The organism is Carboxylicivirga agarovorans (genome assembly GCF_050589845.1).
In the GTDB taxonomy this organism is placed as follows: Bacteria; Bacteroidota; Bacteroidia; order Bacteroidales; family Marinilabiliaceae; genus Carboxylicivirga; species Carboxylicivirga agarovorans.
In genome coordinates this window covers 258,173-282,283 of the sequence record NZ_JBNGPA010000001.1, presented here as the reverse complement: position 1 = coordinate 282,283, position 24,111 = coordinate 258,173, and the positions used below count along the sequence as shown (strand labels likewise).

The window sequence follows — 24,111 nt, the reverse complement described above, 5'->3', positions numbered from 1 at the left end:
CAGACATCCTCTTTTTTTATTTTAACAACTTGTTGTTCTGCTTTCGTATTCACCATCAAGCTTCAGCGGCTTAATGTTAAATGCTTCTTTCCGGGCCAATTTGTCTTGTGTGGTCGCACAATAAATGCCCTTGTCGTTTAAAGCTTTATTTCCGCCAATATGCGAATTTGGGAATTTACCGTTCTTCTGCAGAAGAATTCTGATTGCCATTAAAACAAAAACAATTCCCATTAAAACTATGCTCAATAAAATAACTGGCCACATGATTTTTCCCTTTTTTTAATTCGGTACAAAACTACTAAAATTTGCACTTACCTCAATTCGATTTAAACTTTCTTAAGGTATTAACTCCCGCAAAGATTTCTTTTTTACCATAGATTGCATCAGAACGGAAGACTTAAGACGAAATAAAATGCTATCTATTCTTCCGTGTTTATCTGTGTAATCCATGCTTAAGTATATCGTTATACATCAGCCCTCTTTATAATAAAACAGGTATTAAGCAAACAAACCACTCCCTTCATATGTTTGATAGTTGCCCAATAAATAATGACACATTCTTGTTAGATTTGTGTCATAGCAACTAAAAACAGTTAAAATCATTAATATGTCATTTGAAGCAAATGAGCTCAGTTTTGCTGAGTTTAAGAATGAAGTTATTGCCGACTATAAAATTGCCTGTGTCAGTCGTAATATGAGTTTACTGGCGCGCAAAGAGGTACTGGGAGGTAAAGCTAAGTTCGGAATATTTGGCGATGGTAAAGAGATCCCCCAGATTGCCATGGCCAAGCAATTTAAAAAAGGAGATTGGCGATCAGGATATTACCGCGACCAAACCTTTATATTAGCAGCTGGTATGATGACTCCCAAGGAGTTTTTTGCACAGCTTTACGGTGAAACCCGAACAGAATTAAATCCTGATAATGGCGGTCGTTCGTTTAATAACCATTTTGGTACACGCACCATTGATGAAAAAGGAGAGTGGAAACGCCTGACCGATATGAAGTGTACATCCTCTGATATTTCACCAACAGCAGGTCAGATGCCACGATTGGTTGGTTTGGCCATGGCTTCTAAATTATATCGTAATAACCCCGGTTTAAAAGAATTTGACCAGTTTAGTATCAATGGTAATGAGGTGGCTTTTGGCACTATTGGTGATGCCAGTACATCTGAAGGACACTTTTTTGAAACGTTAAACGCAGCCGGTGTTCTGCAAATACCAATGGCTGTTTCGGTTTGGGATGATGGTTACGGTATATCAGTTCCTAAAAAGTTTCAAACCACCAAAGAAAGCATTAGCAAGGCACTTAAGGGATTTGAAAAAGGCCCTAAGGATAAAACGGGCATGCTAATTTACAATGCCAGGGGATGGGACTATGCCGGTTTATGCCAAATGTATGAAGAGGGGATAAGGCGATGTCGTGAAGAGCATGTGCCTGTCTTGTTCCATGTTGAGGAGCTGACACAGCCTGTTGGTCACTCAACAAGTGGCTCCCACGAACGCTACAAATCGTCGGAACGACTTCAATGGGAAAAAGACTACGATGGACTGGTACAAATGCGTCAGTGGATGATTGAAAGTAAGTTGGCCACCATTGAAGAGCTGGATGCCATTGAAGAAGATGCCGTTATTGAAGTAAAAACGGCACAAAAGGAGGCCTTTAAAGAATTCAATGATGCTTTTAAGGCTGAACGTCAGGAACTGCTGGATATTATAACGCAAAAAAACTGTGTGTGTAACGAAATTAAGCAGGATAAAATTGATGGTATCGTTCAGCAGCTTAAAACCAGCTTATCGCTTAACCGCAAAGAGATATTAAGTGCAGCCCGTAAAGTGCTTCGTCATTATTGTGCAGCCTGTGAAAAGCCAAATTCAATGAAGGCGCAGTTAAAAGCATGGGTTAAGAAGTATTTTGATCAGGGATGGGAGAATTACAGTAAGTGGCTGTACAGTGAAGATGATTATTCGGCACTGAAAGTAACACCTGTTCCTCCGGCTTTCGATGGCGAAAGCTCTACTGTGCCCGGACGTGAGATTTTACGTGATAACTTTGATCATATTTTTGCCAATAACCCAAGGGTGGTAACCTTTGGTGAGGATACCGGCTTTTTGGGAGGTGTTAACCAAACACTGGAAGGTATGCAGGAGAAATATGGCGATCTGCGTGTACGCGATACGGGTATTCGCGAAACAACCATATTGGGTAAAGGAATTGGAATGGCATTACGTGGACTGCGTCCAATAGCCGAAATACAATATTTCGATTACCTGTTGTATGCTCTTCAAACCATGAGTGACGACCTTGCTACAACACGTTACCGAACAAAAAACGGGCAGAAAGCACCACTTATTGTTCGTACGCGGGGACACAGGCTTGAAGGTATCTGGCACAGTGGCTCGCCCTTAAGTATGGTCATCAATTCCATCAGAGGGGTATATGTATGTGTGCCACGTGATATGACTCGTGCAGCAGGCTTCTACAATACACTGTTGTCGGCCGATGACCCTGCCTTGGTTATTGAGCCTCTTAATGGCTACCGTTTACGTGAAAAACGTCCGTCCAATATAGGTGAGTTTAAGGTGCCGCTTGGTGTACCTGAAATCATTGAAGAAGGGAAAGATGTTACATTGGTTACCTATGGTTCATGTGTACGCATTGCCCAGGACGCCGTAAAGCAACTGGCCGATATAGGTGTTTCAGTGGAGTTGATAGATGTACAAACACTATTGCCGTTTGATACCAATAAGGTCATTCTGGAGTCAATAAAGAAAACAAACAGGGTTGTTTTCTTCGATGAAGATGTACCGGGAGGTGCAACCGCCTATATGATGCATAAAGTGGTAGAAGAGCATGGTGCTTTTTATCACCTGGATGCTTCTCCTAAAACAGTGACAGCTAAAGATCACCGTCCTGCATATGGTACCGATGGTGACTATTTTAGTAATCCCAATGCTGAAGATGTTTACGAAGCTATCTACGCTTTAATGGCAGAGTTTGATCCAAAACGTTTTCCTGCTATCTACTAAGCTGAATTCGACATTAAACTTCGACCTCAGGTTATTAAGTCTTCCAGAAGGAAAAGGGAAAATAAAAGACATAAAATGGAGGCTGTCCATATATATAATTTTTCTCGCAAAGAGCGCAAAAAAGAAAGTATGCAAAGTTCGCAAAGGATTGATTGAAAAAGCAATATACTTTGCGGTCTTTGCGTATTTCTTAGTGGTGCGATAGCTATCGCACTTTGCGTAAAATTCAAACTTCGGACAGCCCCTTCCCGTTTATAAATTTATTCAAAACCCAGGATATCAAGTATTGAGTCTCTCATCTGAAAGTCTCATGCCTGCAAGTCTAAACCAGCTTTCCTTTTAACCTTATAAACCCGAATAGAACACCTGCTGCCAATAAATACGATACGGAAACAGGAAGGCCAAAGGCAGAGGGCAAGGTCCCCAGCAGTAAAGCTGTAATTCCCACCAAAAGGGCGTAGGGCATCTGAGTGCGTACATGGTGAATGTGATTACACGAGCAGGCCAGTGAACTCAATATGGTTGTATCAGAGATAGGGGAGCAGTGATCGCCTAATACAGATCCGGCCAACACACATGATACAGCGTTATAAAACAGGGGTAAAACAGCATCAGTATGCAAACCTGCGTCCAAACCGATCTTCCATATGGCCGGCAATATAAGCGGATAAATAATAGCCATCGTTCCCCAGCTCGAACCGGTACTAAATGCAATGACAGCAGCAAACACAAATGTAAGAGCAGGTATAAACTGCGGACTGATGTTAATGGCAGTCAATATACCCGTTATAAATTCAGCCGTATGCAAATGGTCGGTCAATAGGGCTAATGACCAGGCAAGGCATAAGATCAGAATGGCATGAAACATGGTTTTAAAACCATTGATCAGGCCTTCAATACTTTCTTTTAAATTGAGTATTTTTTGAGAAGTAGTTAATACGATAGCGGTAAATACACCGGCAAGTGATGACCAGATCAATGCACTAAATACATCTGAATCACCAATGGTTTTCGACAGTTTGCTCGTAAAGCCCAGGGCCTGACTGCTCCATGTTGTTGCATCCCAACCTGTATATATCAAGCCCGCCATGGTGCCAAAGACAACGATAAGTACAGGAATAACCGCATTGTACCACCGTGGAGTCACATCTTCGGCCACTTCCAGTTCTTTCATGATCTGTGGCGAACGGCCTTTTTTCCGTATATCCTCATATTGGTGTCTTATGGCTTGCCTTTCAGCTGTCAGCATGGCCCCAAAATCACGCTTCTGCCAGATGACCATAGGCACAAAGATCAATGTCAATATGGGGTAGAAGGAATACTTCAGTGATTGAAGAAAAACCGAATAGGCCGAAGCATCAAGACCTATTTCGGTGATACCTTGCTGTATATAGCTCAATTCAGCACCAATCCAGGTTGTAATAAAGGCAATGGCCGCAATAGGAGCAGAGGTTGAATCGACCAGGTAGGCCAGTTTCTCACGCGATATCTTCAGTTTATCGGTAACAGGACGCATGGTGTTACCAACAACCAGGGTATTGGCATAGTCATCAAAAAAGATAAGCAGGCCCATTAAGTAGGTTATCATCTGGCCCGATCGACGATTATTGGCATACTTCGATAAGATGGCAACAATGCCTTTCATTCCGCCATTCAATGAAATAAGCGTCACCATACCACCAATGAGCATGCAAAAAATAATGATCGACAAATGCTCATGATTCAATAGCGCCTGCATCAGGTATGTGTCAATAATAGCGAAGGCACCCTTGAACAGGGCGATAAAAAAGCTGACACCAGAATACTTATATATGACCGTAGTTCCAATTAGTAAGCCTATAAAAAGCGATGAAAATACTTCTTTGGTTATAAGCGCCATCATAATGGCAATCAGGGGGGGGAGTATTGATAGCCATAAAGGAATTGGTACAATACGCCTCTTTTCTACATGGTTCTGTTGTATGAGTTGAACTTCAGTTGTTTCGTCAAAGGTGTATTCGCAATACAAGCCTTTTTCATCCTCCGATAATTCACGTTTGACACCATTAATGAGCAATTGTGTCTGGATAATTTTTATATCGTCTGGTTCTGCCACTCTTATGGTACAGCTTACCCCTTGCATAACGGCAGGTGGCAATTTTAAATGACTCTGTTGTGAGTTGTTTTCAGCAGAGCTGTTCACAAATAAGAATAAAAAAGAAATAAGAATTGACAGATGCAAAGCGTAACGCTTAAGAACCATGATTAGATGTTTATATTTAGTTAAATTCAGAAAATAGGACAATCGTGTTTATGTATAAAAAACAAGGTAATAATAATTGCCGATTAGTTAATTTCTTGATGCGTTAATTTGATGAAATGACCAATTTATGATTTAGCAAAATAAATGTGTTTGAAAGTTGTTTTGGTGGATCAAGGGTAAGTAAATGAGGATTTTAAAATCTTGTTTCTTTTGGTGAATGACCTGTTTTTATTGAGGAAAGTCTTCGAAGTTTCATACAATCTTAAATTAAAAGTGTTACATTTAAAGAAGAACTAATTTGTATGAAGAGTTTAGATTTTGACATATTTAAAGTTCATAAGCCTGGGTTAAAACCAGCTAAAGGTCGCATATTAATCGCCGAACCTTTTCTGCAGGGACCGTACTTCAGTCGTTCGATTGTTATTTTGACCGAACATGGCGAAGACGGTGCAGTTGGGTTTGTATTGAATAAGTCTTCTGAACTATATCCGGATGAGGTGATCGAGGATTTGTTTAATTTCAAAGGTGAATTGTATGTTGGAGGTCCGGTTGCGTCTAATACACTGTATTTTATTCATTCCTTAGGTGATAAGGTTCCCAATTCGGTGAAGATTACAGATACCTTATATTGGGGAGGTGACTTTGATGTGATCAAAAACCTCGTTAACACGGGAATGGCAGATCACACCCAGGTGAAGTTTTTTGCCGGTTATTCAGGATGGTCACCGGGTCAGCTGGAAAGTGAGATTGAAGAGGAATCATGGATCGTTGCTGATATCGATGACCAAATGGTGATGGATGATAATATCGATCACATATGGAAAAAGGCCATGGAAGGATTGGGTGCCGTATTTAAAGCCTGGACAAACTTTCCTGAGAATCCAGCCTATAACTGATAAGCTGAGATTATTTTTAGTCTAAAATTGAGATTGGGCTAAAACGTTAACGGCATCGTTAATCAACAGGCGATTCACTTCCTTGCTTAGCTTGCAGAAATAGCGCTTGTCCTTTAGGCCAACAACCCACTGGATACCCTGAATGGCATTACTTAAGAATAGTTCGTCAGCCTGAAGAAGTGTATCGTAATTGGTGCCGCTCACTTCATGAACAGGCCAGTTGTTTTCCCGCAGTATTCTGATAATTTGTTTGCGCATTACCCCGTCTACGCATCCCGAAGAACGTAATGGTGTGAAAAAGGCATTATTTTTAACCCAAAATAAATTGGAAGCCAGACCTTCAATGATCTGCTTGTTCGAGTTGATAATTAACACATCATCTTTCCCTTTTTCCTGCTTAAATAAACCCGCCAGAACAAATAATAAAGAGTTGGCAGTTTTATAATGACAAAAGCGATTGAGCGCCTTTGTTTCCCCCTCAAAAATGTCAATTAAAAGGCCCTTGCTGTTTAATTCATAGTTGGAGGTACTAAGGGCTGAACATTCAATAAGCCATTGTACTTTGTTGCTGACAGGTGTATACAGCCCACCATCTTCACGAAAGACGGTGAGCCTGATACGAACATCGCCAAACAACCTGTTCTTTTGAATCAGTGAACTGATATGCTCCTCAAGTACAGTTTTGGGAGGCAGACTTCTGATATCCATCTGAAGCAAGCTCATGGCATTGATCAAACGCTGGTAATGGTCGTGAAACCACATCGGCTTCTGATGAATACAGCGGATGGTCTCAAACAGGGCATCACCGTATCTGAAAGACCGGTTATTTACATTAAAAACCGCTTTGTCGGCCTGCGTTTGAATGCCATTGATCGTTATGTACTGAGGATGCTCCATTAAATCGAAATCAGCTTTTTACAAACGTCGATGATGGAGCTGTTTTTGGCAATCTTAAAGCTCTGTTTTAAACCAGCTGCATTACCCGCTTCAACATCCCTGTCTGCATCGCCGATCAGGTATGAACTTGCTTTGTCGATCTGGTGTTCATCACAAGCCTGATTGATCATTCCAGGTTTAGGCTTACGGCAATCACAGTCTTCAACCGATTCATGATGCGGACAGTAGTAGATATCAGTAATACGTATGTCGTTATCAAACATCAGTTGTAAAAAGTGACCATGCACCATTTCAACATCATCTTCACTATACTCTCCTTTGGCAACACCTCCCTGGTTGGTAATGACAAATAATTTAAATCCGGCATCCTGTAAAAGTTTCAAACCTTCAATAATGCCAGGGTTCAATTTGAAATCTTTGACCTTGTGGATATAGTAATGGCCCTCGTCGTTGTTAATAACTCCATCGCGATCGATGAATACTGCTTTATTCATATTGTTTAAAAAATAGATAGTAATTCGTTAAAAAAGTGTAGTAATAATGCCGGGTTAAGCAGAATGGGAAATACAAAACCGTATACGGCTCCCCAAAAATGCGCATCATGTCCGATGTTATCTACGTTCTTCTTACTCATATACCTGGAATATATCAGATATCCAATACCAAATGCTATCGCAGGAAGTATTGGTTTATTGATGAAGAAGAATCCATACATGGCAAGTGGTTGGTATAATATATTCGCAAATACGATAGCAGAAACTGCTCCTGATGCTCCAATTGCATTATAGTTATAGTTGTTTTTTTCCTTAAAATATGACCTTAAACTAGAAGTAACAAATGCGCTAAATAACAAGATGATAAAAGCAATGTTACTATTAATTGGTATAGACCATTTAAAATTATCAAGTAATGAGTCTCCAAAGTAAAAGAGAACATACATATTAACAAATAAGTGAACCCAATCAGCATGAAAAAATCCATGACTGATCCAGCGTATATATTCCTTGCGGTTTTTAATTTGCCAGGCATTGAACTGGAACTTATAAATAAGCTCGGGCTGGCTAAAGCCAGCAATGCTGATCAGGCTGATAACTATGATGATGATAATAGAAATATCCATGCTTGTTAGTGATTAATGGTTAGAGATAAGGGTTTAGAGTTCAGTGACCGATCATTACTAGTGCATGATCTTAAATACCAGTTCCTTCAGTAATTCTCCCGATTCGGTTGTGGAACTGCCAAAACCTTTCGACTTCATATCATACTCCCGAATAAGGCTAATGATCTGCACAACCTTACGCGCCGGGTAATGACGTGCACCGGTCGTATAATCAGCAACAAAGAACGGGTTGATCTTTAAGGCAGCGGCCACTGAGTTTTTCGATTTGTCGGGCAAATAATAGAAAGCCAGCAGTTTTTGAAAATAACCAAACAAGGTTACGGTTGTCATCTGAATGGGGTAGGCCTTGGGGTTTTTACCAAAGGCCAGAATGATCTTATTGGCCTTTGAAATGTCTTTGTTTAAAACGGCTTTTTGCAACTCAAAATTATTGTAGTCTTTACTAACACCAATATTCTTCTCAATGTGAGCCGAATTAATGGTTTGAACCGATGAGCCGATGGCCAGCTCTAGTTTATCCAGCTCATGAGCGATCTTGGATAAGTCACTGCCCAGAAACTCAGTCAACAGCGCTGATGCTTTGGGCTCGATTGATTTGCCCTTTGCTTTTAAATAGCTGTTGATCCACTGCGGAACCTGGTTGTCGTATAGCTTTTTGGCTTCAAATAATACGCCGTTCTTTGCAACACTTTTATAAAATTTCTTTCGCTTGTCAAGCGTTTTGTAACGATAGTTAATAACCAGGATGGTTGATGTCAGCGGATTATTGGCATACACTTCCAGGTCTTCAATTTTTGGTATATTCTGAGCTTCTTTTACTATAATTACCTGATGTTGAGACATCATTGGAAAACGGCGGGCTGCATGGATAATTTCTGTGGTGTCTACATCTTTACCATACAATATGGTTTGATTAAAACCCTTTTCTTCCTCTGTTAAAACATTATTGGCAATATAGTTGGTTATTTCATCAATAAAATAACCTTCATCACCCATTAAAAAATAAATGGGACGATAGGTCTTTTGTTTTAACTCCTGTAATATCTGCTCAAAAGTCATTTTATAAATTTATTAGTTTATCAGGCATTAACCCGAAATTGTTATTTCCGGATATATGCCCTTCAAACCAAAATACAGCCTCATTATAAACATTAAATGGCAATGATCTTACATTTAATGCATATTTTTTATTTCTTTTCAGGCTTAACTATCAAACCTCAGGTGTTTAACTGATTTACCACCATTCATAATGGTAGATAAAGCTTTAATACCCAATTGTATGTGTTGTTGCACATAATTCTCTGTTACTACCTTATCACTGGCCGATGTTTTAACACCTGTTGAAATCATTGGCTGATCAGATACAAGTAATAACGCACCTGTAGGTATATGATTGTAAAAACCGACTGTAAAAATAGTGGCTGTTTCCATATCAATGGCCATCGCACGTGTTTTTTCCAGGTATTTTTTAAAGCGCTCATCATATTCCCATACACGTTTGTTGGTAGTAAAAACTGTTCCTGTCCAGTAATCCAGTTCGTTATCGCGAATGGCACTCGATACGGCGCGTTGCAAACTAAAGGCGGGTAATGCCGGAATTTCAGGTGGTAAATAATCATCTGAAGTACCGTCACTGCGAATGGCCGCGATCGGAAGTACAAAGTCACCCAGTTCATTTTTCTTTTTTAAACCACCACATTTTCCTAAAAACAAAACGGCTTTAGGCGAAATCGCGCTTAACAGGTCCATCATGGTAGCTGCATTAGGGCTACCCATACCAAAGTTTATGATTGTTATGCCGTTGGCACTGCAGTTGGGCATATTTCCATTCTTGCCAAAGATGGGCGCATCATACCATTCAGAGAAGAGTTCAACGTAGTGGTTGAAATTAGTTAATAAGATGTAAGGGGTGAAATCTTCAAGCTTTCTTCCGGTATATCGGGGTAGCCAGTTATCTACTATCTCTTTTTTAGTCTTCATAGGAAAAAATTTAAGGTTAAGTGCATTGGCAATATAGCCGGGCACGGGTGGGAATAAAGTGCGAATAGCAGGAGTTTATTCTTCACGCTAAGGTAACTTTTTCTGGCTAAAATGATTTATTTTGTCGAAAAAAAAGGGATAGATGCAAAAGCTTAACCTGCCACCTGTTCAGTTTAGAACGAAGCAGGCCGGTAATAAAACACAGGTATTTGATGAGGTGAGAAAGAAATTTGTAGCCCTGACCCCCGAGGAGTGGGTGAGACAGCATTTTATTCATTACCTGGTGAATGGACTGGGGTATGCGCCGGGACTCATTGCTGTTGAAATGCTGGTTAAGGTGAATGGGCTGAGCCAACGGGCAGATATTGTGTTGTATGACAAAAAAGGTTTGCCTCGTGTCATTGTGGAGTGTAAGGCTCCTGAGGTGGCGGTAGGCAGAGCTGTGTTCAACCAGGCTGCCCGCTATAATACCAGGCTAAATGTTGACTACCTGATCGTCACCAACGGGATGCAGCACTATTGCGCCAAACTCCTCGATGAAATGGGAAATTATGAACTGCTGCAAGCTATTCCCACGGCTGATGAGGTGTATGGTTAGGCCTTTTAATATGAGCTCGGAATTGAATGTCGGACTCAGCTTATTAAATACGATCACTTTAATAGCTGATACAGGCACTCATCAATAAAACCATCTTTAGTTTTACGCCATTTCTTTTTTACGCCAACCAGTTTAAAACCAACTTTTTCGAAAAGAGTCAGGCTGGCTTTGTTCTCAGCCGATATGTTGGCATATAGCTGGTTAATACCCAGGTGTTGAAAGCAGTAATCGCTAAAGAGTCGCAGGGCTTCAAAGGCATAACCTTTTTGTCGATGGTCCTCATGAATAATGATGCCAACACCTCCGCGCTGGTGAAATCCATCAAAATCAAACAGGTCAATCATACCAATCACTTCCTTTGATCGCTCAGATTCAATAATAAGGCGAAGCTGTTTGGTTTGAAAGACATCCAATTGCGCCTGCTCTATATATTTTACTAATTGGTACTTAGAAAAAGGGGTGAGCGTATTGCTCACCTCCCAAATCTTCATATCATTTTCCCACTTATAAAGCAGGTCTATATCTTCCGGTTCAAGTGCCCTGAGGGCAATTTCATCCCTTGTCATTATTCTGCTGGTGTATTTTCTGTCAGGTTGTCGTATTGCTTAATATCTCTTACAAAGCTATCAGACCACAGACCTGTCTTTAGAACTTTATCTTTGCCTTTTAAAGCGGCCTTATAACCTTTGAAAGTGCCATATGAATAGCGGTAGAAGCCATCAGTACACTTGTATTCTTTGATCTGATCGTGTTCAAGATCAATAAATACCTTATAGCTTGATACAGGTTCTTTTAGAGACAGAATCTGAACTGTGTAATAAGGAATACCATCCGAGGTGTCAAGAAGTTCCGGACTTGTCGCGGCAACAGCTTCTTCTGTTGTTTCTTCAGGCTGAGCGATAGCGATCATCATCACGTCATCAATATTACTGGCCTCGCTTAAATTCTTATAAGTCATGGCGCGTGTAACATCAATTGTTTTTGTTTGTTGCTCAAAACCAACACCCGTATATTCGATATTGTACTTGTCATCAGTTTCTAAGATCAGGATGTATTTTCCTGTGCCCGGGTGAGGCTTGTAATTACCGATCACTTCAGGGTCGCCCTGACGGGTGACACGTATTTCCACATTTTCAATAGGCGCTTCGTCTGTGCTGTTAACACAGCCTTTAAACACAGCTAAACGGTTGATTTCAGGCTCTTCGTATTCGATAAGGTAAATATCTGATCCTCCGTAGTTATCATCATACCTTGATGAAGCATAATAAGCAATGTTAGGTGTGGTGGTCGGAACAAAGAAGAAATCATCGTCAGGGGTGTTGATCGGATAACCGATGTTATGAACAGGTCCCCAGTTACCATCATCATCCATTACGCAATAGAATATATCGAACTGCCCCATGGAGTTGTGTCCTTCAGAACTGAAATACATCACCTTTCCATTAGGGTGAAGTATAGGTGTATCTTCATCATACTGGGTGTTAAAAGCTTTCATATTTTCAGCTTTTCCCCATTCTCCATTTGGTAAACGGCGCACACGATAAATATCAAGGCCGCCCATTCCATCAGGCCGGTCACTGGTAAAATATACCGTTTGTTTGTCAGCTGAGCTGGTCATGTGCGTTTCATCAAATTTTGAATTGATAGGACTCTCAATCTTCACTGGCTCTCCCCAGTTCGAACCATCATACATGCTTGAATACAAGTTGGCACCGTCAACATCATTGCGGTAAATGATCAGTTCAGTAGCCTCAGCCGATAAGCTGACTCCGGCTTCGTGTCCTTGCTTTCTGAACAGCTCTTGTAATGACTTGGCCTTGGTCCACTCGTTCCCTTCTTTTTTGGACGAATAGATACGTTCTGCATATTGTCCGTCAAACAGTAATTCACTGTAACTGGACGCTCTTCTTGAGGTAATGAATAACACACTTTGATCAGCCGAAATCATCGGGCTGTGATCGTCGTATTTAGAGTTAATGTTTGGTCCCAGGTTTTTTACTTTTAACTGAACCGGCGATTGCATTAGCTCAATGGCATTTTCACATACCTCAATTTCACGCATTGCTTCCTGTCTTAAAATATCATCTTCAGCAGGAAGTATTTCAATCAGCTGCTCGTAGGTTGATATAGCTTTCTCGTGTTGTAGTAAAAACTGCAGTGATTTACCTATTGAAAGTTGGATGTCAACACCTATGTCTCCAATTTTTTCATCATCTTCAAGCAAAGCATAGGCCTTTTCGAAATAAACAATGGCTGTGTCGGGTCCATTGGAGCTGTTGAGGTAACAATTACCAATGTTGTATAAAGCCGGCACGTTTTCCGGGCTATCCTTTAAAATTTCAGAAAACAACTTAATGGCTTCATCAAAGGCTTTATCATCAGCCAGTTTAACTGCCTCGTTGAATTTTCTATTGTCAATCTTTGAGTCTGATTGAGCCAGCGTAAGCTGTGAAATGAAAAGAAGTAAAGCAATGATTAGCGTGTTTGGTTGTAACATACCTTAAGTACTTAATGTTTGGTTTTAAATTGACTGTGCAAAATAGTTAAAAATGTGCAGGTAAAGGTTTTTTAGTATTCAATTTTTTATGAATTACCAGCTATTATTGACCGATACAGAATACCGGCCTGTTAGTGATCAGCTTTTTTCAATACCATTGGATCTAAATAGGTGGCACTTTCTCTTGTGTTATAATCAGACCGGTACGGAATTTCAATCTCCTTTGAGATGCTGATCATGCCAGGTGTATTAATGGTCATTGTGTAGTTTACCCCGGTTGCTAAAATCATGGTGTATTTGCCCGTGTTGGTCTGAGGCTTATAGTCTCCAATCTTTTCACCACTTTTTGTAGTGGTAACCGAAATAACTGATTCGCCTGATGGCATCCCGTCTTCGGTGAATAAATAGCCTGAGACAACTGCCAGCGAGCGTTCATCACTTACAGGAAATTCGATAATATAAATATCAGATCGTCCATAACCACCACTTCTTTCAGATGCAAAATAAACCCGTTGTCCGTCAAGCGTCGGAATATAAAACAGATCGTCACCGGGCGTATTGATCGGGTAACCAATATTCACCGCTTTCCGCCACTGTCCGTTTCCATCTTTCTCTGATTTGAAAATATCATATCCTCCCATGGAAGAGTGTCCTTCTGAGGCAAAATATAATGTTTGACCATCGTATGACAAGAAAGGGCTTTCTTCATTCAGTTCAGTGTTAATGTTTTTGTTGAGTAAAATAACTTTTCCCCATTTACCATCGGGTAATTTGTTTGACATGTAAATATCTTTCGCTCCAGTGCCATCAGGACGATGACTTGTAAAAACGATGGTGTTACCGTCGAGTGAGAGGCTTGCATGTGATTCTTCAAATGAACTGTTGATGGGTTTTGGTAACTTTTCTGGGTTCGTCCACTTGTCATCTTTATATTGTGATAGGTATAAATCACCATTGCCATTGTTGCGGTAAATAATTAAGGTTTTACCATCAGAACTTAAGCTACAGGTGGCATCATATCCATCAGTATTAATGCTTTCTCCCACACTCACAGATGGTAGCCATGCTCCTTCACGCCACTTGGTAAAGTATATGTCTTCGGTATATAAACCATCGGTTTTACTTCTTTTATTGGCGCCATGCTTATTCGAAGTAAATAAAAGAAGATCTTCATTCCCCGATATTACCGGACTGTGCTCGTCATACTCTGTGTTGACAGCCTGCCCCAGGTTGGTTATTCTGAAATCAACCGGATTCTTTTTAAGAAGAATAGCATTGTTACAGTAGTTGATATACTGTTGAAGTTGCTTGTGTATGTTTTTACGTTTGGAAGGTACCGTGTCCTGCAATACTTCAAAAAGTTGTTTAGCTTTATCAAAATCATGGTTCAAATGATAAGCAAGGCCAAGGTGGTAGTTGGCTTCAATAGCCTTGTCATTTTTTTTTGAATAGATGCCATAATGTTCTTTAGCCAGGCTTAATGGTTTAATGGCATCTTTTGTTTTGCCGTCTATGTTCAAAAAGCAAATCCCTTGCATAAGATGTAGATAAGGATCATCAGGATAACGCTTCTGTAATTGGATAATTAACTCGGATGCTTTTTGGTAATTATCCATTAACATCTGATTCTCAATAGGCACAATATCTTTTTTCCTGGGCTTTTTTCCTGATGCATCAATGATGAACAAGAAACAGCACAATCCTATTATCAACAGGTTTTTATTCATGGTGAGGTTATTTGTCAACAGCTTCAATATTTTCAATAAAATTGCAAAAATGATTGCTGACAGGCAAGTTAATGGATAAGAAAGGGAAGATGTATTTGGGTGAGTTCCATTTATTTTAAACTGTTACAGTTTTGTAATGTAGTGTTTGCTTTGTGTAAAGTGTACATTATCAGTGTGTAGGGGTGAATGCTATTCGTGTGTTCGTTGTTCTGAATAAACCGACAACACTGTTGCTCATAATTGGAAACTTAATGGATAGAAACGAATTGAACAGGACAATATGGTTGGAATAATAAGCTTTTTAGCTTTGCAAGATCGATCATCGTTGATCAGCAATGGTATTGTATGAATTCAATCTTTGTCTAAAGATGAATAGCCATTCCTTTTTCACTGGGGTTTTGACAAATAATAAGTGATTGCAGGTCTCTGGTCATAAAGCCGTAATTGTCAGTATGATTGGCCATTATTCCTATAGCTTCTTTATATGTAATGGAATTGAAATCGAATATGGTTAATTGACCATTTATTGATTGACCATTGACACCAGAGACAGTAACTTGTGTATTTAATTGTTTTCCGATTAAAGCTGACAGGGAATCGTTATCAGATATCAGTCTCACCGAATTATAAGAAGGTGGTTCGCAATTTTCTGGATTAGAAGATGATAATTTAGAAATGAGAATCTTGTAACAGGTCATTGTTTTAATGCCAATCCAGGTGAGGCTTGTTGTAAAAACCGACTTTTGTGGTTTGATATGTTGTTTATAGAATAACCACATGGCATTGTAAAAGTGCTTTATGATTCGAACATCTGTTTTCGTACTCTGCCCCTTGAAGTGTATGATGCTAACCTTTGGATAATAAATATTATTGCCGTGTTTGAGTTTTAGCCGGTATGACAGATCAATGTCTTCTCCATACATAAAATAGCTCTCATCCAAAAAAGACAATGTGCCATCACTCCCTCTGGGTATAACCATGCAGGCCCCCGATAAAACATCAACGTTTTGTTCTGAATTATGGTCTAAATGCCCTTCATAGTATTTAGCAATGATCTTGGAATCAGGGAAGAATTTATGAAGTCGGCATAACTTAAATATTGATACCGACAAACTGGGAAAGCCTCTTTTGGATTCCGGTAAAAAACTGCCTTTGCCATCCAGCATTTTAAGACCTAAACCACCAGTCTCCGGGTGTGTTTGATAATAATGAAGGATATAGGTAAATGCATCTTCGGGAACAACCGTATCCGGATTTAGTAATAATGCCAGTTTCCCCTTTGCTTGTTTTAAGGCAAGATTGTTACCTTTTGAAAAACCCAGGTTTACACTGTTATCGATCAGTTTAACAAATGGATAGTTGTTTCTGACAGTTTCTTTTAAATTTTTATTATTTGAATTATCAACCAGTAAAACTTCAGCATTAAGTGTTGAAATGGCTTTTTCAACAGAGTCCAATGTGAGTTTTAAGAAGTCAATCGCATTATAGCTGACAATAATAATTGATAAGTCGTAATTTCCCTTGCTCATATGCACTAATGATCCTTATTAATGAACGAGCTTTTTAAAAAAATGTTATTCACGACAGAAAATAGATTTTAAGAAACCACAAAGGGTACGTTTTTGGGCTTTGTCATACTGTTCTCTGAAAGCGTCTTTTTCACCATCAGGAGCCTCTTTATTAATCCATTGCCATATTTCGCCCCAACCCATGAAACCGCCGACATTCCTGTCGTCAATAAAAATTTCAGCATTAACTTTACGACTGATGTTATCGTTTAGCTCTTCCTCAGGATGTGTTCGGTTTACAGCGTAGAACTCTAATCCCCTTTTTCTGCAAAACTCAACTGCTTCATCAAGTTGTTTTCCTGTCCTGATGGTCCATAAAACCAGTAAGTGACCTTTGTCCTGCAAGGATTTGAGGGTTTCAAACGCAAAAATTTTCTCTTTACCAATAGCAGGGTATTTGTGCTCTACGATAGTTCCATCAAAGTCAACAGCGATAATCATGCCTAATAAAATTAAAGTTCAGATTCGTTAATTTCCAATTCATCCAATATGCTGGCCCGTTTGGGATAATTGAGTATCAAAAAAAGATAGACCAGGGCAAATACCAGTAATTGATTAATATTGCCAATCATCAGATAACTCAGAAGACTCAGCAAAGTAACACCTTCGAGTGTCATTATCTTTATAAAATAACTCATTCTGAACTGCTGAAGTTTACTGTTGGCGTTTAGCTCCTTATTTATTTGCCTGACCTTTCGGTTATGAAACATATACGAAGCAGGAATTCCTGCCAATGCCAGAATGATTATCAGTGATTTTAAATTGTTTGCAGCGCCGGCTTCCATAATATAAACGGGACCATTCATCGATACAAAAAACAAGGATAAGGCTGCAAAAACAGCCAGTAGTATAGTGACTATAAAATAGATGAGTTTTATTTGTTTGAGTGCTTTTTTTGCTGTCATATTACAAGGTTTTTTCAAAAGGAAGCCGATTGACCAATGAGCGACCAAGGGTAACTTCATCAGTGTATTCTAATTCGTCGCCAATGGAAACACCACGGGCAATTGTTGTTGTCTGGACATCGAATTTTTCAAACTTCTTATACAAATAAAAATTCGTTGTATCTCCTTCCATGGTTGTACTCAGGGCAAAGATGACTTCTTTAACCGATCCCGACTGTATCTTTTCCAGTAATGGGCCAATCGTCAGATCATCAGGGCCAATGCCGTCCATGGGTGAAATAACTCCACCTAATACGTGGTAGATGCCGCTGAATTGCTGTGTGCTTTCTATAGCCATTACATCCCTGATACTTTCCACAACACAAATTAAACTGTGATCGCGGTTGGTATCGGCACAAATATTACAAATTTCACTGTCTGATATATTATGACAGCTTTTGCAGTACATTATTTCCTGTCGCATATTGTGAATGGTATCAGAAAATTTAAATACCATTTCTTTTTCCTGCTTCAGTAGATGCAAAACCAGGCGAAGTGCAGTTTTTTTGCCGATGCCCGGAAGCCTGGCAAATTCATTAACGGCACTTTCAAGCAGTTTCGATGGATATGATGATGCTGTCATTAAATAGTTTCAATTTGGGGCTTAAAGATAGTAAAGATTGACAATTACAGACCGTTCGCAGTGTTTGATTAAATAATACCATTGTCAATTAATAATATGATGTGTTCAATCATTTGATCATCACCATCTTTGTGGTATTCCGATTTAAGGTTGGAGCCAAACAGCCTGGCTACCCCCTGCCAAAAGAAAGCTGTAACGCCTCCTTTGTATTGTTTTATCAGATCGTAGGTGGTATCGCCGGTTTCACGATTGATGAGTTTGATAAGCAAGCGGCCTTGTGAGAAAGTCAATTTACGCAGGGGAGCTTCAAATTCATCAAACAATTCTTTTTCAGCTTCTTTCAGGTATTCTTTTTTTTCCTTCTCTGTGCTAAGAGTTGCCAGGTGATCATTTATGGAATTGACTTTTTCTCCCGCACTGCGGGCATATGGCAATACTTTTTTAATATTCCTTACCAGTTTGCCGTAGCGTCGTTTATGACGTTTATTCTTGAATTTATAAGGAGGAATGACCGGTACTTCCTTAAGGTTAACATGTGGCAGGGTATCGTTTTGAATAATACGGTGCTGTAATATCAGGTTAATCGAATCAGCCAGTTCCTGAGCTTTGGCTTCCTGCACAGTTAGGAAAGTAAACAGCCAATAACTGCAAAACCATAATAGAAACGAATAGTATGTTGTTTTACCTTGCATAGCACAAAAATAAAATTGAAATTCATTTTTAGGCAAGTTTTATTGTAAGGTATTCCGGTATTTGGCGGCCGAACCTAATTAATACGTTTGTTATTCTACAATAAAGAAGTTGTCGGTCAGTAGTTTATCAACTGGCAGGTCAAGTCCTAAAAATCGCATGGCTGCAGCTTGTGTGCTGTAAATCTGCACCCGGTTATCAAAATAAGGATCTTGCTTTATGATCATTGATAACGCAGTGGAGCCTGGCTTGTTCGTCACAATTGCCCACCTTAAAGGTTGTTCTTCCATAAGTTTTCTGAGTTCACCAATATAAGCGTTAAGCTCTTCAATACTTACGATAAGATCAGCAGCCCTGATATCAGAAATCGTTTTGTCGATCATGTTAAATTCGGGATGCCTGGTCTGATCCTCGACAATTTCTATCAGATCAGACATTCCAATATTCCCATAAAAAGCTTCGACCAACAATTTACTGCCTGGGTAAAACTTATATTTCGCCTTCATACATTCCTATTTACCGTAAAGAAAAGGATTTTATAAGATAATGGTTCATAAAAAGATGTTGTTATATCAAACAAAAACAGGGATCAATTAAAAATTAATTGTCATTGTGTTTACCCTGGAAAACCTCTGGTAACAAAGGAGAATGCATTATCCTGTTAGCTTGTAAACGCAGAGGAACAAGTTGGCTTATTAATAAATGCCTCAAAATTAACAGGAAAAGATAATTTCAGTTTTTTATGCAAGATCCATGTTAGTAAATAAAATTATTTTACTTTTGCGGCCTTTAATATAATTCACGTCTTTGATGTTTCATTTGTTTATTGTAGCGGCACTTTATATCGGGGGTATTCTGAATACCTCAGCTACAGCTATTCAAAGCTGTGAATTTAAAGATGGTGAACGAAGCATAGAATGTATATCGTCGTTCATATCATCCAATACACTCCTTGAAACCATAAATGCTGAAGAAGTAGAAGACGACTCTAATAAATGGCGACTGCTTCGCCCTTGTCCTTTGTCTGATAGTGATAAATACATCGACATTCAGCCTGGTACTTATTGCAGCAAAGAAGGTCTTACCAGCTTTATTCTTTTTGAATCAGATAATTCCCCGCCGGTTTTTGCTTAACACCTTTTACTGTTTATTGTTTTTGGATCGATGATCTGTAAGACCTTAGTGGCTTATTATATCATGTGATCTGATAACTATTCTTACATATTGTCATTGGCCTGTGAGGGCAAAATGACTATCAACAAATTTCTTATCACATCATGATGTTTTTTTTAATGTTAGTAGTCTTTGTTACAGGCTACAGCTTAATCGTGTTTGAGCATGTCAACCATATCAATAAAGCGGCTTCGGCTTTACTTATCGGGGGATTGCTATGGACAATTTATGCCCTTGGAGGAGAAGAGATATTAGCAAGGGGTGCCAGTGAATCATGGTTGAAGTATAAAGCGGGTGGAGGCACTGATATGGTATCTTTTATCGTCCATCATGAGCTTTTTCACCACCTGGCAGAAACAGCCTCTATCCTTTTCTTTTTAATTGGAGCTATGACGATTGTTGAACTGGTGGATAAATACCAGGGATTCAGGATTATTACCAGTCGAATAGGAGGGGGGAATGTAATTCGGCTGCTGTGGATCATCAGTGTTCTCACCTTTTTCATGTCGGCTGCTTTGGATAACCTGACCACAACTATTGTGCTGATAACCGTTTTACGCAAAATAATTACCAAGCGGGAAAACCGGTGGATATTTGCCAGTGTGGTTGTTTTATCGGCCAATGCCGGCGGTGCATGGTCGCCCATTGGTGACGTAACTACTATAATGCTTTGGATAGGAGGACAGGTGACTGCTGCTCATATTGTGGGTGCCTTGTTTGTGCCCAGCCTTGTTAATATGATCGTATCCACAGCTTTATTCAGCCTGTTTGTTGTAAAAGGTAATACCATTAAACCCGAGTTGCCGGCTAATGAAACAAGTGCATTTACAACACACAGGGAGCAGGTATTTATGTTGGTGGTGGGTACACTTGCGCTCATATCGGTACCAATATTTAAAACCATAACCCACCTTCCTCCTTTTATGGGAATGTTAACAGCTTTGTCGGTGATGTGGATTATGACTGACAGGTATCTGAAAAAGCGGAGCATTGAAGATAAGCGTACTTTAACTGTTAAGGCTGCTCTTAAGGCGGTCGATATCCCTACAGTTCTGTTCTTTCTCGGTGTATTAAGTGCCGTGGCTGCACTTCAGTCGGCCGGACATTTGGATCTGCTGGCGAGATGGCTAAACAATACCCTTGGGAATATTTATGTCATCAACCTTTTGATCGGAGCTATTTCCTCTATCATCGATAACGTGCCCCTGGTTGCCGCTTCAATGGGAATGTATCCGATTGAAGCATCAGTGGCGACAGGTACTGCTGCCAGCTTTATGCAAAACGGCACTTTCTGGACCTTTTTAGCCTATTGTGCCGGTACAGGTGGTAGTCTCCTGATCGTGGGCTCAGCAGCCGGAGTAGCTGCCATGGGGCTTGAGCATATCAATTTCATGTGGTATGTGCGTCGAATCACCTGGATCGCCTTAGCCGGTTATTTGGCTGGGGCACTAACATACTACTTACAATTGCAATGTGTAGGACTGTAATTTTTAAAAACAAAACGAGATGAACTTTACTAATAAACTTTCAGATAAACATGAGCCCCTTGATTTCCCTGTAACGTGGATTGCGGCGCTTACTCTTACAATAATTGTTCTGCTGGTGCGATTGATCTTTGGATCGATCTAGCCTTATTTTTCTGGTGAATAGCGAGTGTTTCGAACTTATAGCATCCCTGGTTTACTCAGTTCGAACACTCGCTATGTTTTTTTAGCTTGCATTCATCACTGCATTATGTGTTGTTACTTGCAAGCAGGGTAATAGCGAATAAACAGTGTACAGGCAATTTGCTATAAATACACGCGTTCCTTTTAGTTTAAAACCTCACATGTAGGCATGTGCGACTATCCGGGTTTCTACTTAGCCGAAGGCACATACCAACCAAGCTGGTTCAATTGCCACAATATAGCCGATAGTTCGAGCCTGATTTGCTGAAGGTGAGCGGAAGTCTCAAAACTCGGATTGGAAACTATCTTTTTGATGCGGTCAACTCTGAAACGATTAGAGATAAGTATGTTTATCAATTGATCTTCATGGTATTTCTTTCCTAATACGTTATTTAATCTAATCTTCATAAGTACTGTTGTTTTGGTGTTAATAATGACTGTAAAAGTCATGGTATTTGAACTATTGTTTTGCTCCAAAACAGTCATTCCTGATCCCAAAAAGCTCAAATTGGTATTGAGGTCACTCATGAAGGCCGCCAGGCCGGATTATTTCTCAAGTATAAGAATAGCAATTGATTTCTCACGTACTATAATATCCTTGAAACTAAGATAAACATCATCGCTAAGCAGCTCCTTACACCTGGAGTATGATGTAAGCATTCCCGCGAAATCCTCTTCATTAAAACGATAGCTGGTCGCATTGGAGTTATTGATTATAATAAGGATCGATTGCTCATCATTTGCCCTCATAAAGGCATATATGTCGCTTTGTGGAAGGAGATGTGTGAATGAACCGTTTAACAGGTCGGCATTGTCTTTTCTCCAATTGAGTAGCTTTGTCAGACGGAGGTAAAACTCCTTTGCGGGTTCACTCATGCCTTTTCCATTAAAACCACTTGTTTCATCACTTTTCCACCCTCCGGGAAAGTCCTTGGCCAGGTTGCTCATGCCCTTGCTCTTAAGGCCTTTTATCTGCCATTCGGTTCCATAATAGATCGAGGGTAAGCCAGGTGTGCATAGTAAATGACCGGTCATCATGATCAATTGACGTATTTCGCTGTCGGCATTAGAGAAAGCTCTGTTAAGCAGATGGTTGTCAAGCATGTTGATGGTTGTCGCCGAAGTTCCGGGTGCTATCATTAGTTGTTGTCGATACAATGACCGGGTTCCGGTTTCAGCGTCTGCATAAGGAGAAAAGGCATTTGATAGAACATCAGCATAATTGTAATTGACTATGAATGTAGGAATATCACCGCTTAGTTGACTCCAGTATGCATGGTGGTTGTTCAATGATGGATTGTCTAATATGATGCTTAAGTCATCATAATGTTTACTTAAACTGCTGTACAACTCTGTTATCAATTCCGGGGAGTTACTTCCTGCCTGCTCAATTTTTATATTTTTGAGATCAGCTGTTTCAATCCACCAGATCAGTTGCTGTATTAGAAGCTGCCGTACCAGTTTATTATCCTGATTAAGAGTTGGGAAGTTTGGTTTATTCCATAATTGGCGATTTACTTTTTTCAGCGATTCAGGACTGTATGGATCGGTGAGAATGCTGAAATCAGTCGATGGACTGTCAAAGTCATAGCTTAATCCGTTAAAGAAATCAGCATCTATCATTTGCTGAAAATAAGGATGTTTGTTGCCAATTTGATGGAGGGTAAATGTTTGAATAAACTTCAGGTCCCTGGACTGGCAATCGTCAATCATTTCTTTGTATAAGCCAATCGTTCCAAGGCGTTTGTCAATCTCGTACAAATTGGTAGAAGCCAAACGCTTATAGGAATTCATCATCAGATTACTCTCTGTAACAGGCATGATCTCCAGTGCTGTACATCCGAGTTTAGTTATGTAATCAAGATTTGAAATGATCCCTTCAATATCACCGCCATGAATGCCCGTGGGGTTGAGTCGGTCTTTTTTTTCAAAGTATGTTTGTACATTATCATTGCCGGTATTCCCATTGCAAAAACGATCAGGTATTAGTTGGTAAATGGCATCGCCGGCATTCAGTTGTGCAGATTCAGATCGTATTGGTCGTTCACTGATCCTAAATGAATAGGTAACGGGCGCCTGGAAGGTGGTTTTGAAAACAATTTTAGCCGTATGTGCATTAACACCAGGGGGGATATCTATTTCAATGATATGAAAGTTCTTGTTGGCTGCAGGGTAATGTTTTATTACTTTGATCGAGGAATTGGCAAGCGATACATCAGTAATTCCTATGGGAGCATTTTCAACAACTAACACCAACGGTTGGGTGCCCATTTGCGTCCACCAGTTCGGGGGCGTAATTGAAAGTTGTTGTCCGTAACAAAGGGGTGCAAACAACAAAAGGCCTAGTTGTATGAATAAATGCTTGATCATAGACAGTAATCTGCTTGTTTGGTAGATGAGGAGGACAATACAAATTAGAGAATGTCTGTAACTATTGCAAATCTATGACTCAGGAAATAAAAAAAAGGAGCCCCGGGGCTCCTTTTTTTTAGTTGTAT

The 24,111-nt window shown here is 39.8% G+C and carries 23 protein-coding genes; 5 read left to right on the top strand and 18 right to left on the bottom strand.

What is annotated here, in order from left to right; translation table 11 throughout:
* Positions 1 to 21: 21 nt before the first annotated feature.
* Positions 22 to 264 (bottom strand): hypothetical protein, encoded by a 243-nt coding sequence (locus tag ACRD69_RS01140; RefSeq protein ID WP_430813216.1) that lies wholly within the window; start codon positions 262 to 264, stop codon positions 22 to 24.
* Positions 265 to 607: 343 nt separating this feature from the next.
* Here ACRD69_RS01140 and ACRD69_RS01135 point away from each other — a divergent pair, with 343 nt between their 5' ends.
* Complete coding sequence (locus ACRD69_RS01135) at positions 608 to 3,031, top strand: alpha-ketoacid dehydrogenase subunit alpha/beta (protein WP_430813215.1); 2,424 nt, start codon at positions 608 to 610, stop codon at positions 3,029 to 3,031.
* Between the two features lie 322 nt (positions 3,032 to 3,353).
* On the opposite strand, the gene ACRD69_RS01130 is transcribed toward ACRD69_RS01135, so the two are convergent.
* A complete protein-coding gene (locus ACRD69_RS01130; RefSeq protein ID WP_430813214.1) occupies positions 3,354 to 5,273 on the bottom strand; it encodes a Na+/H+ antiporter NhaC family protein in 1,920 nt (639 codons plus the stop codon).
* A 302-nt stretch (positions 5,274 to 5,575) separates the two neighbouring features.
* Here ACRD69_RS01130 and ACRD69_RS01125 point away from each other — a divergent pair, with 302 nt between their 5' ends.
* Positions 5,576 to 6,169 (top strand): YqgE/AlgH family protein, encoded by a 594-nt coding sequence (locus ACRD69_RS01125; protein ID WP_430813213.1) that lies wholly within the window; start codon positions 5,576 to 5,578, stop codon positions 6,167 to 6,169.
* A 21-nt stretch (positions 6,170 to 6,190) separates the two neighbouring features.
* Here the strand turns inward: ACRD69_RS01125 and ACRD69_RS01120 are convergent, their stop codons facing one another.
* The 5 genes from ACRD69_RS01120 to ACRD69_RS01100 form a co-directional block, all read right to left on the bottom strand.
* Positions 6,191 to 7,066 (bottom strand): aminotransferase class IV, encoded by an 876-nt coding sequence (locus ACRD69_RS01120; RefSeq protein WP_430813212.1) that lies wholly within the window; start codon positions 7,064 to 7,066, stop codon positions 6,191 to 6,193.
* The gene (locus ACRD69_RS01115; RefSeq protein ID WP_430813211.1) at positions 7,066 to 7,560 is read right to left on the bottom strand and encodes a D-glycero-alpha-D-manno-heptose-1,7-bisphosphate 7-phosphatase; all 495 of its coding nucleotides are present in this window, start codon (positions 7,558 to 7,560) and stop codon (positions 7,066 to 7,068) included. The genes ACRD69_RS01120 and ACRD69_RS01115 overlap by 1 nt, the downstream gene beginning before the upstream one ends.
* Before the next feature lie 5 nt (positions 7,561 to 7,565).
* Positions 7,566 to 8,186, bottom strand: coding sequence for a rhomboid family intramembrane serine protease (locus tag ACRD69_RS01110; protein WP_430813210.1), 621 nt, complete (start codon positions 8,184 to 8,186; stop codon positions 7,566 to 7,568).
* Positions 8,187 to 8,243: 57 nt separating this feature from the next.
* On the bottom strand, positions 8,244 to 9,245 hold the full coding sequence (gene holA, locus ACRD69_RS01105; protein ID WP_430813209.1) for a DNA polymerase III subunit delta: 1,002 nt from the start codon (positions 9,243 to 9,245) through the stop codon (positions 8,244 to 8,246).
* Positions 9,246 to 9,389: 144 nt separating this feature from the next.
* Positions 9,390 to 10,166: an AMP nucleosidase gene (locus ACRD69_RS01100; RefSeq protein WP_430813208.1), complete on the bottom strand. Its 777-nt coding sequence runs from the start codon at positions 10,164 to 10,166 to the stop codon at positions 9,390 to 9,392.
* 142 nt (positions 10,167 to 10,308) lie between these two features.
* Here ACRD69_RS01100 and ACRD69_RS01095 point away from each other — a divergent pair, with 142 nt between their 5' ends.
* Entirely contained in the window at positions 10,309 to 10,764 is a 456-nt protein-coding gene (locus ACRD69_RS01095; RefSeq protein ID WP_430813207.1) for a type I restriction enzyme HsdR N-terminal domain-containing protein, read from the top strand.
* A 53-nt stretch (positions 10,765 to 10,817) separates the two neighbouring features.
* On the opposite strand, the gene ACRD69_RS01090 is transcribed toward ACRD69_RS01095, so the two are convergent.
* The 9 genes from ACRD69_RS01090 to ACRD69_RS01050 all read right to left on the bottom strand — a co-directional run bounded on the left by ACRD69_RS01090 (position 10,818) and on the right by ACRD69_RS01050 (position 19,279).
* Entirely contained in the window at positions 10,818 to 11,330 is a 513-nt protein-coding gene (locus tag ACRD69_RS01090; protein ID WP_430813206.1) for a GNAT family N-acetyltransferase, read from the bottom strand.
* Entirely contained in the window at positions 11,330 to 13,261 is a 1,932-nt protein-coding gene (locus ACRD69_RS01085) for a hypothetical protein (protein WP_430813205.1), read from the bottom strand. The genes ACRD69_RS01090 and ACRD69_RS01085 overlap by 1 nt, the downstream gene beginning before the upstream one ends.
* A gap of 131 nt (positions 13,262 to 13,392) precedes the next feature.
* Positions 13,393 to 14,988, bottom strand: a complete 1,596-nt coding sequence (locus ACRD69_RS01080; protein ID WP_430813204.1) for a hypothetical protein — start codon at positions 14,986 to 14,988, stop codon at positions 13,393 to 13,395.
* Between the two features lie 362 nt (positions 14,989 to 15,350).
* The gene (locus ACRD69_RS01075; RefSeq protein WP_430813203.1) at positions 15,351 to 16,517 is read right to left on the bottom strand and encodes a glycosyltransferase family 2 protein; all 1,167 of its coding nucleotides are present in this window, start codon (positions 16,515 to 16,517) and stop codon (positions 15,351 to 15,353) included.
* Positions 16,518 to 16,562: 45 nt separating this feature from the next.
* Positions 16,563 to 16,997, bottom strand: coding sequence for a BT0820 family HAD-type phosphatase (locus ACRD69_RS01070; protein ID WP_430813202.1), 435 nt, complete (start codon positions 16,995 to 16,997; stop codon positions 16,563 to 16,565).
* An 11-nt stretch (positions 16,998 to 17,008) separates the two neighbouring features.
* Entirely contained in the window at positions 17,009 to 17,461 is a 453-nt protein-coding gene (locus ACRD69_RS01065) for a hypothetical protein (protein WP_430813201.1), read from the bottom strand.
* Between the two features lies 1 nt (position 17,462).
* Positions 17,463 to 18,083: a recombination mediator RecR gene (gene recR, locus ACRD69_RS01060; RefSeq protein WP_430813200.1), complete on the bottom strand. Its 621-nt coding sequence runs from the start codon at positions 18,081 to 18,083 to the stop codon at positions 17,463 to 17,465.
* Between the two features lie 68 nt (positions 18,084 to 18,151).
* Positions 18,152 to 18,775 carry a DUF4294 domain-containing protein gene (locus ACRD69_RS01055; RefSeq protein ID WP_430813199.1) on the bottom strand — a complete coding sequence of 208 codons (624 nt, stop codon included), beginning with the start codon at positions 18,773 to 18,775 and terminating at the stop codon, positions 18,152 to 18,154.
* A 90-nt stretch (positions 18,776 to 18,865) separates the two neighbouring features.
* Entirely contained in the window at positions 18,866 to 19,279 is a 414-nt protein-coding gene (locus ACRD69_RS01050) for a hypothetical protein (protein WP_430813198.1), read from the bottom strand.
* 304 nt (positions 19,280 to 19,583) lie between these two features.
* On the opposite strand from ACRD69_RS01050, the gene ACRD69_RS01045 reads away from it, so the two are divergent.
* Positions 19,584 to 19,907, top strand: a complete 324-nt coding sequence (locus ACRD69_RS01045) for a hypothetical protein (RefSeq protein WP_430813197.1) — start codon at positions 19,584 to 19,586, stop codon at positions 19,905 to 19,907.
* A gap of 158 nt (positions 19,908 to 20,065) precedes the next feature.
* Positions 20,066 to 21,433 carry a sodium:proton antiporter NhaD gene (gene nhaD / locus ACRD69_RS01040; RefSeq protein WP_430813196.1) on the top strand — a complete coding sequence of 456 codons (1,368 nt, stop codon included), beginning with the start codon at positions 20,066 to 20,068 and terminating at the stop codon, positions 21,431 to 21,433.
* 369 nt (positions 21,434 to 21,802) lie between these two features.
* Here nhaD and ACRD69_RS01035 read toward each other — a convergent pair whose 3' ends face one another.
* Together ACRD69_RS01035 and ACRD69_RS01030 are read right to left on the bottom strand one after the other, a co-directional pair.
* The gene (locus ACRD69_RS01035) at positions 21,803 to 22,021 is read right to left on the bottom strand and encodes a hypothetical protein (RefSeq protein ID WP_430813195.1); all 219 of its coding nucleotides are present in this window, start codon (positions 22,019 to 22,021) and stop codon (positions 21,803 to 21,805) included.
* 138 nt (positions 22,022 to 22,159) lie between these two features.
* Positions 22,160 to 23,983, bottom strand: coding sequence for an alpha-amylase family glycosyl hydrolase (locus tag ACRD69_RS01030; protein ID WP_430813194.1), 1,824 nt, complete (start codon positions 23,981 to 23,983; stop codon positions 22,160 to 22,162).
* Positions 23,984 to 24,111: the final 128 nt, after the last annotated feature.

Excerpts from the sequence above, each read along its gene's own strand:
- ACRD69_RS01065 (WP_430813201.1), bottom strand. The coding sequence starts at position 17,461 with ATGACAGCAAAAAAAGCACTCAAACAAATAAAACTCATCTATTTTATA.
- holA (WP_430813209.1), bottom strand. The coding sequence starts at position 9,245 with ATGACTTTTGAGCAGATATTACAGGAGTTAAAACAAAAGACCTATCGT.
- ACRD69_RS01140 (WP_430813216.1), bottom strand. The coding sequence starts at position 264 with ATGTGGCCAGTTATTTTATTGAGCATAGTTTTAATGGGAATTGTTTTT.
- ACRD69_RS01120 (WP_430813212.1), bottom strand. The coding sequence starts at position 7,066 with ATGGAGCATCCTCAGTACATAACGATCAATGGCATTCAAACGCAGGCC.
- ACRD69_RS01045 (WP_430813197.1), top strand. The coding sequence starts at position 19,584 with ATGTTTCATTTGTTTATTGTAGCGGCACTTTATATCGGGGGTATTCTG.
- ACRD69_RS01130 (WP_430813214.1), bottom strand. The coding sequence starts at position 5,273 with ATGGTTCTTAAGCGTTACGCTTTGCATCTGTCAATTCTTATTTCTTTT.
- ACRD69_RS01100 (WP_430813208.1), bottom strand. The coding sequence starts at position 10,166 with ATGAAGACTAAAAAAGAGATAGTAGATAACTGGCTACCCCGATATACC.
- ACRD69_RS01050 (WP_430813198.1), bottom strand. The coding sequence starts at position 19,279 with ATGAAGGCGAAATATAAGTTTTACCCAGGCAGTAAATTGTTGGTCGAA.
- ACRD69_RS01095 (WP_430813207.1), top strand. The coding sequence starts at position 10,309 with ATGCAAAAGCTTAACCTGCCACCTGTTCAGTTTAGAACGAAGCAGGCC.
- ACRD69_RS01115 (WP_430813211.1), bottom strand. The coding sequence starts at position 7,560 with ATGAATAAAGCAGTATTCATCGATCGCGATGGAGTTATTAACAACGAC.
- ACRD69_RS01070 (WP_430813202.1), bottom strand. The coding sequence starts at position 16,997 with ATGATTATCGCTGTTGACTTTGATGGAACTATCGTAGAGCACAAATAC.
- ACRD69_RS01055 (WP_430813199.1), bottom strand. The coding sequence starts at position 18,775 with ATGCAAGGTAAAACAACATACTATTCGTTTCTATTATGGTTTTGCAGT.
- ACRD69_RS01090 (WP_430813206.1), bottom strand. The coding sequence starts at position 11,330 with ATGACAAGGGATGAAATTGCCCTCAGGGCACTTGAACCGGAAGATATA.
- recR (WP_430813200.1), bottom strand. The coding sequence starts at position 18,083 with ATGACAGCATCATCATATCCATCGAAACTGCTTGAAAGTGCCGTTAAT.
- ACRD69_RS01080 (WP_430813204.1), bottom strand. The coding sequence starts at position 14,988 with ATGAATAAAAACCTGTTGATAATAGGATTGTGCTGTTTCTTGTTCATC.
- ACRD69_RS01075 (WP_430813203.1), bottom strand. The coding sequence starts at position 16,517 with ATGAGCAAGGGAAATTACGACTTATCAATTATTATTGTCAGCTATAAT.
- ACRD69_RS01085 (WP_430813205.1), bottom strand. The coding sequence starts at position 13,261 with ATGTTACAACCAAACACGCTAATCATTGCTTTACTTCTTTTCATTTCA.
- nhaD (WP_430813196.1), top strand. The coding sequence starts at position 20,066 with ATGTTAGTAGTCTTTGTTACAGGCTACAGCTTAATCGTGTTTGAGCAT.
- ACRD69_RS01125 (WP_430813213.1), top strand. The coding sequence starts at position 5,576 with ATGAAGAGTTTAGATTTTGACATATTTAAAGTTCATAAGCCTGGGTTA.
- ACRD69_RS01110 (WP_430813210.1), bottom strand. The coding sequence starts at position 8,186 with ATGGATATTTCTATTATCATCATCATAGTTATCAGCCTGATCAGCATT.
- ACRD69_RS01035 (WP_430813195.1), bottom strand. The coding sequence starts at position 22,021 with ATGAAGATTAGATTAAATAACGTATTAGGAAAGAAATACCATGAAGAT.
- ACRD69_RS01030 (WP_430813194.1), bottom strand. The coding sequence starts at position 23,983 with ATGATCAAGCATTTATTCATACAACTAGGCCTTTTGTTGTTTGCACCC.
- ACRD69_RS01135 (WP_430813215.1), top strand. The coding sequence starts at position 608 with ATGTCATTTGAAGCAAATGAGCTCAGTTTTGCTGAGTTTAAGAATGAA.